The sequence below is a fragment of the Pseudomonas edaphica genome (assembly GCF_005863185.1).
In the GTDB taxonomy this organism is placed as follows: Bacteria; Pseudomonadota; Gammaproteobacteria; order Pseudomonadales; family Pseudomonadaceae; genus Aquipseudomonas; species Aquipseudomonas edaphica.
The window spans coordinates 1-9510 of record NZ_VBVZ01000213.1; the positions used below are offsets into that span (position 1 = coordinate 1).

The window sequence follows — 9510 nt, forward strand, 5'->3', positions numbered from 1 at the left end:
ACATGATGGGGTATGACTTTATCGACATCCACGGCCAGCCGGCGGTCAACGCGATTCAAGGTCGGGTGATCGGGTTGACCGTGCAGGAGTTGTTTCGCATCCCGGATGTGGTGGCGATTGCCAGCGAGAACACCAAGGCGGCGGCGACGCTTGGCGCGTTGCGCTCGGGGGTGATTAATACGTTGGCGACCACGGTGACGAATGCGCACACGATTCTGGCGCTGGATGATGCGACGCGTAAGTCCTGAATGTACAAAGGTCAAAAACTGTGGGAGCTGGCTTGCCTGCGATACAGACAACTCGGTCTTTCAGTAACACCGAGGTGATGCTATCGCAGGCAAGCCAGCTCCCACAGGGGTTATGTGTTGGGCTTACAGATTTTGTAATAGTTTTGCAGTGTGGGAAATTTGAGTTTCGACTGTACGATTCAAGTCCTTTTCTCACTGCAGGACTTGCATGAACACCCTCTCGGAGCCTCCCAGTCGTCTTTCCCCAAGGCACTCACTGTCGCTGTTCCCGCTGAAGCACCCCGTATTCCGACTGCTAACCTTGTCCCGGTCCATTGATCGCGCCTTGCCGTGTCCGGCGTTCTGAAAACTTTAAAGAGACTCTATTAAATGGAATGGTTAGCGGATCCAACGGCCTGGCTCGGCCTGTTGACCTTGATTGTGCTGGAACTGGTGCTGGGCATCGACAACCTGGTGTTTATCGCGATCCTGGCGGACAAATTGCCGCCGGAGCAGCGCGACCGTGCGCGGTTGATCGGTTTGTCGCTGGCGTTGCTGATGCGTTTGGGCCTGCTGGCGAGTATTTCCTGGTTGGTGACGCTCACGCAGCCGCTGTTCGAGGTGTTCGACAAGAGCTTCTCTGGGCGTGACCTGATCATGTTGTTTGGTGGTGTGTTCCTGTTGTTCAAGGCCACCATGGAGTTGCACGAACGCCTTGAAGGCCATGTGGCGCAGCGCACGGGCAATGTGGCTTACGCCATGTTCTGGCCGATCGTGGCGCAGATCGTGGTGCTCGACGCGGTGTTCTCCCTCGACGCGGTGATTACCGCCGTGGGCATGGTGGATGAGCTGGCCGTGATGATGATCGCGGTGATCGTGTCCATCGGCCTGATGATCGTGGCGAGCAAGCCGCTGACCCGTTTCGTCAACGCGCACCCGACGGTCATTATGTTGTGCCTGGGCTTTTTGATGATGATTGGTTTCGCCCTGACCGCCGAAGGCCTGGGCTTCCATATTCCCAAAGGCTACCTGTACGCGGCGATTGGTTTCTCGATCCTGATCGAGCTGTTCAACCAGATTGCCCGCGCCCGTCGCAAGAAGTCGGCGCAGGGCACCTTGCCCGTGCGCCAGCGTACCGCCCATGCGGTGATGCGTTTGCTCGGTGGCCGCAGTTTGGCGGTAGAGGGCGTGGATGACGACGTTGCTGACCTGCTGGGCGAGCCGGATGCCGGCCAAGGCCCGCTGTTTGATCGACGTGAGCGCGTGATGATCAGCGGCGTGCTGCAATTGGCCGAGCGGCCGATCCGTACCTTGATGACGCCGCGGGCCAAGGTCGACTGTATCGATCTGGCGGACGACGCCGACAGCATCCGGCAAAAACTGATGCATTCGTCCTATTCGCGCCTGCCGTTGATCCGCAACGGCGCTGTGGATGAGCCGTTGGGTTTTGTGCACAAAAAGGAACTGCTCAAGGAGTACCTGGCCGGTAATGAGCCTAACCTTGAGCACCTGGCGCGCCGGGCGGTCAATTTGCTGGAGAGCTTTTCGATCCTGAACGCGCTGGAGCAAATGCGCCAGGAGTCAACTCACATTGCGTTCGTGATCAACGAATTCGGCGACTTCATGGGCGTGTTGAGCATGACCGACATCCTTGAGTCCATCGCCGGTGAGTTGCCGGACGCCAGCGAAATCGAAGGGCCGGATATTGTCGAGGAGGGCGAGGGCTACCGCGCCAATGGCGCCTTGAACCTTAACCTGGTGCGCCAGCGTACCGGCTTCAAGGCTGCCGCAACCCAGGACTATCAAACCCTCGCCGGGTTGGTGATGAGCCTGCTCGACCGCCTGCCCGTGGTGGGTGATAGCCTGGAGCATGAGGGCTGGCGCTTGACCGTCGCGGCGGTTGAGGAGCGTCGGGTCATACAGGTGCTGTTATTTCCCTTGATGAATAGTCCTCAAACAGGTCGCTGAAAAACGCATCAGCGTCTAAGGGGCGGCCAACAAGCTGCTCCTGCTCCTTGCCAAACTGGTACACCAGCGTCGCCGGGGTGCCCGATACGCTGGGCACCCTCGGATTTCGGTCGGTATTCACGATCAGTGCTGTTACAGGGCCAGCGTATTGTTTGGCGATGGTCTCGAACCTCTCGTCGAGTCCAACGCAGCCCGCGCAATCGGGATGAGTGAATAACACGATGGCCGCCGCATATTTTTTCAGTTGCGCCTCGTAGTCCTCCAGATCGCTGTAAGTCATGCTTGCAATGCCCATAGGATTTCCTTGCGTGCCCGCTCATAGACGTTGGGTACATACGCTAGAACTGCCGGGCAGGGCCGTCTACTGTCAACCTTCACAGGTAGACATGCTCACGCATCCATGGCGCGCGCACTGCAAGGGTGCGCGGTAACACTGTTCTGGCGCACTCGATTGAGGGTTGTCACCGGTGTGTGGGGTCTTGGGTAGCAAGCCGATTCGAAAGGGTGGCGTAACGCCGCGTCCTGGCCAGTTAACTATCCATATGATTTAAAAAGAATTTATCCCTGACATATTTTTCCGTTAGCGCGTGTGGCACACTTTCTGCTGTCTATTCCGTTGTTACATACCAAGTTCCGGTATAGCGGAATACACAACTCCTGGAGTGCTTGTCATGCATCACCGACCTTCCGTGTTTAAAGCGTGTGTTTTTCTCTTCGCCGCATCGGCTTCCCTCGCAAGCGTTGTGCACGCGGCGGACAGCAAGCTCGATGATGTGCTCAAACGTGGGCATCTCATTGTGGGTACAGGCAGTACCAATGCGCCGTGGCACTTCCAGGGAGCGGATGGCAAGTTGCAGGGTTTTGATATCGACATCGGCCGAATCGTGGCTAAAGGTTTGTTCAACGACCCAAGCAAGGTCGAGTTTGTGGTGCAGTCCTCTGACGCGCGTATTCCCAACCTGCTGACCGACAAGGTCGACATGAGTTGCCAGTTCATCACCGTCACCGCCAGCCGTGCACAGCAGGTTGCCTTCACCCTGCCTTACTACCGCGAAGGTGTGGGCCTGTTGCTGCCGAACAACAGCAAATACAAGGAAATCGAAGACCTGCAAGCGGCGGGCGATGGCGTGACCGTGGCCGTGCTGCAAAACGTGTATGCCGAAGAGCTGGTGCACCAGGCGTTGCCAAAGGCCAAGGTTGACCAGTACGACAGCGTCGACCTGATGTACCAGGCGGTGAACTCCGGCCGTGCCGATGCCGCCGCCACCGACCAGTCCTCGGTCAAGTACCTGATGGTGCAAAACCCGGGCCGCTACCGCAGCCCGACCTACGCCTGGAGCCCGCAAACCTACGCGTGCGCGGTCAAGCGTGGCGATCAGGACTGGCTGAACTTCGTCAACACCGCGCTGCATGAAGCCATGACCGGCGTGGAATTCCCGGCCTACAAAGCCTCGTTCAAACAATGGTTCGGTGTGGATTTGCCAGAGCCTGCGATCGGTTTCCCGGTTGAGTTCAAGTAAATCGTAAATCCTGGGGCGTCGCTGACGGCGCCCCGAGCAGGTACTGTCGACCATGAACTATCAGTTGAACTTTGCCGCCGTGTGGCGTGATTTCCCCAGCTTGCTGGCGGGGCTCGGCCTGGGCCTCGAACTGGCCTTGCTGTCGATCGCCATCGGTTGCGTGATCGGCCTGATGATGGCGTTTGCCATGCTGTCCAAGCACCGGGCGTTGCGAATCTTCGCCTCGGTGTATGTGACGGTGATCCGCAATACGCCGATCCTCGTGCTGATCCTGTTGATCTACTTTGCCTTGCCCACACTGGGGATCCGGCTCGACAAGATCCCCTCGTTCATCATCACCCTGTCGCTGTATGCCGGTGCTTACCTGACCGAAGTGTTCCGCGCCGGGCTGTTGAATATTCCCAAGGGCTTGCGTGAAGCCGGCTTGGCCATCGGTTTGGGCGAGTGGCGAATCCGCGCGTACATCACCGTGCCGGTGATGCTGCGCAACGTGTTGCCGGCCCTGTCGAACAACTTTATTTCGCTGTTCAAGGACACGTCGCTGGCGGCCGCGATTGCGGTGCCGGAGCTGACCTACTACGCCCGCAAGATCAACGTCGAAAGCTACCGGGTGATTGAAACCTGGATGGTCACGACCGCGCTCTACGTGGCGGCCTGTTACTTCATTGCCATGCTGCTCCGTTACCTGGAACAGCGTCTGGCGATCCGTCGTTAAGGAGGGTTTGCATGTACGAGTCCCCAAGCTGGCTGCATGAGTTGTGGATCGCCCGGGATACGCTCTGGGCGGGGTTTCAAACCAGTATTTATTGCTCGGTGCTGGCGATTATCTTTGGCACGCTGATCGGTATCTTTGCCGGGTTGATCCTCACCTACGGCAAGTTCTGGATGCGCGCGCCGTTTCGTCTGTACGTCGACCTGGTGCGCGGTACGCCGGTGTTTGTGCTGGTGCTGGCGTGTTTTTACATGCTGCCGGCGCTCGGTTGGCAGATCAGCGCGTTCCAGGCCGGCGCCGTCGGGTTGACGCTGTTTTGCGGCTCCCACGTGGCGGAAATCGTGCGCGGCGCGCTGCAAGCCATTCCCCGTGGGCAATTGGAAGCGGGCAAGGCGATTGGGCTCACGTTCAAACAATCGCTGACCTACGTGCTGTTGCCCCAGGCGTTGCGCCAGATCCTGCCGACCTGGGTCAATTCCTCCACCGAAATCGTCAAGGCCTCGACCTTGCTCTCGGTGATCGGCGTGGCCGAACTGCTGCTCAGCACCCAGCAAGTCATCGCACGTACCTTCATGACCCTGGAGTTCTACCTGTTCGCCGGGTTTCTGTTCTTTGTCATCAACTACGCCATCGAGTTATTCGGGCGCTACATTGAAAAGCGGGTGGCCTTGCCATGAACCAACCTCAAACCAACCAACCGCTGCTGAACATTCGTGGCCTGCGCAAACAATATGGCCAGGTCGAGGTGCTCAAGGGCGTTGACCTGTCCATGCAGCGCGGCAACGTGGTGACGTTGATCGGCTCCAGCGGCTCGGGCAAGACCACTTTGCTGCGTTGCGTCAACCTGCTCGAAGAGTTCCAGGGCGGGCAGATCAGCCTGGACGGCGAGTCCATCGGCTACAGCGAAATCGCCGGTAAACGTGTGCGTCACCCCGAGCGGGTGATTGCCCAGCACCGTGCTATGACCGGCATGGCCTTCCAGCAATTCAACCTGTTCCCGCATCTGACCGCGTTGCAAAACGTCACCCTTGGCCTGCTCAAGGTCAAGAAGATGGGCAAGGATGAGGCTGTGGCCCTGGCCGAAAAATGGCTGGACCGCGTAGGTCTGCTGGAACGCCGCAATCACTTCCCCGGTCAACTTTCCGGCGGTCAGCAACAGCGCGTGGCGATTGCCCGCGCCATTGCCATGAACCCCAGCCTGATGCTGTTTGATGAAGTCACCTCGGCCCTCGACCCGGAACTGGTGGGCGAAGTGCTCAGTGTGATCAAGGGGTTGGCGGAAGAGGGCATGACCATGTTGCTGGTCACCCACGAAATGCGCTTTGCCTATGAAGTGTCGGACAAGATCGTCTTCATGAACCAGGGCCGCATTGAAGAGCAGGGCGCGCCGAAAGACATCTTCGAACGCCCGCAATCGCCGCGCCTGGCGGAATTTTTGAAGAACATTCGTTTTTAATCAGGAGCAATTTTTATGAGCATTACTCGTTACGGCGCCGGCAGCACCGCCGGTGGTGGCCAGCCGCGACCTTTCGCCCGCGCCGTGGAAGCTGACGGCTGGCTCTACGTGTCGGGCCAGGTGCCGGCGGTAGACGGTGAAATCATCACCGGCGGCATCATCGAGCAAACCCGCCAGACCATGCGCAACGTGGTGGCGATTCTGGAGGAGGCCGGTTACGAACTCAAAGACGTGGTGCGCGTCGGCGTATGGCTGGAAGACCCACGGGACTTCTGGAGCTTCAACAAAGTGTTCGGCGAATACTTCACCCCGGAACACGCCCCGGCACGCGCCTGTGTGCAGGCCAACATGATGGTGGACTGCAAGGTCGAGATCGATTGCGTGGCCTACAAGAAAAAAGGCTAAATGCCCCTCTCTTGAGATCACTGAAATCCAATGTGGGAGCTGGCTTGCCTGCGATGACGGCGTGTCAGGCAGCCCTGGGTAACTGAACCACCGCCATCGCGGGCAAGCCCGCTCCCACAGGGTATCACTGTGCAGCATTACCACTATGACCGGATCGACGACTGCCATGACCGAAGACACCATCAAACGCCGCGCCAAAGGACTGGACCGTGCATTCGATATCCTCGATTTTCTCAAGGAGATCGGCCAGCCCCTGCGCCCGAATGATATTGCCAGCGGCATCGGCAGCCCCAAATCCACCGTCTATGAACTGGTCGCGTCGTTGCTGGAGCGGCGCATTCTGGAAACGGTGGGCAAGGACGGTCACGTCTACCTCGGCCGCCAGCTGTACTTTCTCGGCCAGGCGCACCTGCGCCATTTCGACCTGACCCGCGAGGCCGACCACGCCTTGCAGGAGATCGTCAGCCAGACCCATGAAACCGCGCAGATGTGCCTGCTTAACGGGCGCAAATACACGGTGGCGCTGATGCGCGAAGGCGAGCGGCATTTTCGTATCTCCTCGGACATCGGCGAAAACGCGCCAATCCCCTGGACCGCTTCCGGGCGCTTGTTGCTGGGGCACTTGAGCGACCAGCAGATCATCGACCTGATCGACTACGACGACTTCATCCTGCCGGACGGCCAGCGCCTGCCGCTGGAAACCTTCCTGGCGCAAATCCGTCAAGCCACCCTCGATGGGTTTTTCTCCTTCGACAGCGTGGCCGACACCTTCACCCATTGCTTTGCCGCCCCGGTGCGGGACGCGCAGGGCATCAGCATTGCGACCTTGTGCATCGTTGCACCGCGCGCCGATGCGATCAAAAACTACAACGACTATCGCCGGGTGTTGATTGACAGCGCCAATAACCTGGCCCGGCGTATCAACGAATAGGAGTACTTCATGTCTGCCCTCAATGCCGTTGAAAAAGGCGCCGCCGCCGTCGGTGCCCACCTGGTGCGCGACGTCAGCCTGCCGGCCCTGGTGCTGCACCGCGATGCACTGGAACACAACATCCGCTGGATGCAGGCATTTGTCAGCAACAGCGGTGCAGAGCTCGCGCCCCATGGCAAAACCAGCATGATGCCGGCGCTGTTCCAGCGTCAGATCGAGGCGGGCGCCTGGGGCATCACCCTGGCCAACGCCGTGCAGACCCGCGCCGCCTATGCCGGTGGCGTGCGCCGCGTATTGATGGCCAACCAGCTGGTGGGCGCGCCGAACATGGCGCTGATCGCCGACCTGCTGGCGGACCCGGATTTTGACTTTCACTGCATGGTTGATCATCCGGACAACGTCGCTGACCTGGGGCTGTTCTTCGCCGCCCGTGGCCTGCGCCTGAACGTGATGATCGAATACGGTGTGGTCGGTGGCCGTTGCGGGTGCCGCAGCGAGCAGGAAGTGCGCGAGCTGGCCAAGGCAATCAAGGCCCAACCGGCCCTGGCCCTGACGGGTATTGAAGGCTACGAAGGTGTGATCCACGGCGAACACGCCGTCAGCGGCATCCGTGACTTCGCCGCCAGCCTGGTGCGCCTGGCCGTGGACCTGCAAAACAATGGCTCGTTCGACTTGCCCAAGCCGATCATCACCGCCTCGGGGTCGGCCTGGTACGACCTGATCGCCGAGTCGTTCGAAGCGCAAAACGCCGCCGGGCGCTTCCTCAGCGTGTTGCGCCCCGGCAGCTATGTGGCCCACGACCATGGCATCTACAAAGAAGCGCAGTGCTGCGTGCTTGATCGTCGCGGCGACCTCAACGAAGGCCTGCGCCCGGCCCTGGAAGTCTGGGCCCACGTGCAATCGATGCCCGAGCCTGGCTTTGCGGTGGTTGCCCTGGGCAAGCGTGACGTGGCCTACGACGCCGGTTTGCCGGTGCCGCTCAAGCGCTACAAGGCCGGGATTGTGCCGGCTGAAGGCGATGATGTAACCGCGTGCAAAGTCACGGCGGTGATGGACCAGCACGCGTTCATGACGGTGGCGCCGGGGGTTGAGTTGCGTATCGGCGACATCATCTCCTTTGGTACTTCGCACCCGTGCCTGACCTTTGACAAGTGGCAGGTGGGTTGCCTGGTGGATGAGCGGTTGCAGGTCGTTGAATCCTTGCATACCTGCTTCTAGATCGCGTCGTGGCCATCGCAGGCAAGCCAGCTCCCACCTTTGAAGTTGAAATGCATTCCAACTGTGGGAGCTGGCTTGCCTGCGATGAGGCCCTCCCACACACCCAGAGTCCCCAGGCATGAACACAACTCCCCGCATCGCCCTGATCGGCGAATGCATGATCGAACTGCAACACCGCGCCGATGGCAGCCTGCAACAGAGCTTCGGCGGCGACACCTTGAACGCGGCGGTGTACCTGCGCCGCGAGTTGGGCACCGTTGGCACGGTCGACTACGTGACCGCCCTGGGCGATGACAGTTTCAGCGATGCCATGTGCCAGCAATGGACCGCCGAAGGCCTCGGGCTGGGCATGGTCCAGCGCCTGCCCGGGCGTCTACCGGGGTTGTACTGCATCCAGACTGACGCCAATGGCGAACGCAAATTTCTCTACTGGCGCAACGAAGCCGCTGTGCGCGACTGCTTTACCACGCCGGCAGCCGAGCCGATCCTGGCGGCGTTGCCGGACTACGACGTGGTGTATTTCAGCGGCATCACTCTGGCGGTACTGGGTGAAGTCGGGCGTGAGCGCTTGCTGCAAACCCTGATCGAAACGCGCCGGCGCGGTGGCCGGGTGGTGTTCGACAACAATTATCGCCCGCGCCTGTGGGCGAGTGTCGACGCGGCGCGCGCGGCGTATCACCAGGTGTTGGCCGAGGTGGATATCGCCCTGCTGACCGAGGATGACGAGCGCGCGTTGTTTGGTTATGCCAACAGCGAGCAGGTGTTCGCGGCGTACCCGGCGATTGCAGAAGTGGTGCTCAAGCGTGGCGCGGATGCGTGCTTGATCCGTTGTGATGGCGAGCGCTTTGCGGTGCCGGCGCTGAAGGTCGAGAAGGTGGTGGATACGACGGCGGCGGGGGACTCGTTCAGTGCGGCGTATTTGGCCAGTCGGCTCAAGGGCGGCTCGCCTGAACAGGCGGCGTTGGCCGGGCATCGGTTGGCGAGTAGGGTGATTCAGGTGCCCGGGGCTTTGATTGCGCGGTGAATGGCCGCCTGCGGCGGTTCGCAGGCAAGCCAGCTCCCACACTTGAGCG

General features: G+C 60.1%; 11 protein-coding genes. 10 read left to right on the forward strand and 1 reads right to left on the reverse strand.

All coding sequences use genetic code 11. The annotated features are described in order from the left end of the window. Positions 1-248 (forward strand): sugar-binding domain-containing protein (locus tag FEM54_RS15670; protein WP_276614590.1); only part of this gene is annotated, 248 nt, incomplete at its 5' end. A 369-nt stretch (positions 249-617) separates the two neighbouring features. Next, positions 618-2195 carry a TerC family protein gene (locus tag FEM54_RS15680; protein ID WP_138451801.1) on the forward strand — a complete coding sequence of 526 codons (1578 nt, stop codon included), beginning with the start codon at positions 618-620 and terminating at the stop codon, positions 2193-2195. Here the strand turns inward: FEM54_RS15680 and FEM54_RS15685 are convergent. Then, positions 2143-2490 carry a thioredoxin family protein gene (locus FEM54_RS15685; protein WP_138451803.1) on the reverse strand — a complete coding sequence of 116 codons (348 nt, stop codon included), beginning with the start codon at positions 2488-2490 and terminating at the stop codon, positions 2143-2145. The two genes, FEM54_RS15680 and FEM54_RS15685, sit on opposite strands and share 53 nt — an antisense overlap. A gap of 376 nt (positions 2491-2866) precedes the next feature. Between FEM54_RS15685 and FEM54_RS15690 the strand changes: the two genes are divergently transcribed. The 8 genes from FEM54_RS15690 (at position 2867) to FEM54_RS15725 (ending at position 9461) form a co-directional block, all read left to right on the forward strand. Continuing rightward, positions 2867-3715, forward strand: a complete 849-nt coding sequence (locus tag FEM54_RS15690) for a transporter substrate-binding domain-containing protein (RefSeq protein ID WP_017135917.1) — start codon at positions 2867-2869, stop codon at positions 3713-3715. Between the two features lie 52 nt (positions 3716-3767). Beyond that, positions 3768-4430, forward strand: coding sequence for an amino acid ABC transporter permease (locus tag FEM54_RS15695; protein ID WP_017135916.1), 663 nt, complete (start codon positions 3768-3770; stop codon positions 4428-4430). An 11-nt stretch (positions 4431-4441) separates the two neighbouring features. After that, positions 4442-5104, forward strand: coding sequence for an amino acid ABC transporter permease (locus FEM54_RS15700; protein ID WP_017135915.1), 663 nt, complete (start codon positions 4442-4444; stop codon positions 5102-5104). Beyond that, complete coding sequence (locus FEM54_RS15705; RefSeq protein ID WP_017135914.1) at positions 5101-5883, forward strand: amino acid ABC transporter ATP-binding protein; 783 nt, start codon at positions 5101-5103, stop codon at positions 5881-5883. Before FEM54_RS15700 ends, FEM54_RS15705 begins: the two co-directional genes overlap by 4 nt. 15 nt (positions 5884-5898) lie before the next feature. Further along, positions 5899-6288, forward strand: coding sequence for a RidA family protein (locus FEM54_RS15710; RefSeq protein ID WP_010210958.1), 390 nt, complete (start codon positions 5899-5901; stop codon positions 6286-6288). Between the two features lie 166 nt (positions 6289-6454). Beyond that, the gene (locus FEM54_RS15715) at positions 6455-7219 is read left to right on the forward strand and encodes an IclR family transcriptional regulator (protein ID WP_106580124.1); all 765 of its coding nucleotides are present in this window, start codon (positions 6455-6457) and stop codon (positions 7217-7219) included. 9 nt (positions 7220-7228) lie between these two features. Beyond that, complete coding sequence (locus tag FEM54_RS15720) at positions 7229-8437, forward strand: amino acid deaminase (RefSeq protein ID WP_017135912.1); 1209 nt, start codon at positions 7229-7231, stop codon at positions 8435-8437. A gap of 118 nt (positions 8438-8555) precedes the next feature. Beyond that, positions 8556-9461, forward strand: a complete 906-nt coding sequence (locus FEM54_RS15725) for a sugar kinase (protein ID WP_138451805.1) — start codon at positions 8556-8558, stop codon at positions 9459-9461. The last annotated feature ends 49 nt before the right edge of the window (positions 9462-9510 follow it).